Source organism: Mangrovihabitans endophyticus (genome assembly GCF_014646155.1).
Classification (GTDB): domain Bacteria; phylum Actinomycetota; class Actinomycetes; order Mycobacteriales; family Micromonosporaceae; genus Actinoplanes; species Actinoplanes endophyticus.
Window position 1 is genome coordinate 1 of the sequence record NZ_BMMX01000209.1, and the last position, 516, is coordinate 516.

Below are 516 nucleotides of genomic sequence, written 5' to 3' on the forward strand. Positions count from 1 at the left end.
ATACTCCAGAAAGAAACAGGTTCTGCCCTGGTGTACCTATCCTTTTTTTTAATGCTCTACAGAGAAGGGATGACCGGAACGGTTCTATTTTCCGGAATCTGCGCTGTGGTATTTTTTATTGTCGGCCTAAAATTCAGTGCAGAAATTATGCCTGATGAAATGACATCATGGGGAGAATTCTCCGTGTTGACGCTGGTCATTCTGCTTTCTTCCTTTCTGGTGGGAAAATATTGTCAGCGTCAGTCGCCCAAACTTGCAGCCTACATTTTCGGTATCGGAGGCGGAGGAACGTTATTAGGAGCCCTGTTTTCCAACTATGTAATTCCGTTTAATGTATGTCATCTCCAGTTAGCCCTTTGTGGAGGTATAGTACTGACACTGGCTTTCTTCTATCTGCGTGAACGACTGAGAGCTTATTTCTATGTAATTCTGTTCGTAGTTGGCTCGGGCATCTTTTTCTTCTCGACCGACTATGTATTCAATCAGGTACTTGAACCTCACCAGAAGATTCGAATT

1 protein-coding gene is annotated in these 516 nt (G+C 43.4%); it reads left to right on the forward strand.

Going from position 1 to position 516, the window contains the following annotated elements:
• Positions 1-51: 51 nt before the first annotated feature.
• A partial coding sequence (locus IEY73_RS34955) for a hypothetical protein (RefSeq protein WP_229716465.1) occupies positions 52-516 on the forward strand: 465 nt, incomplete at its 3' end.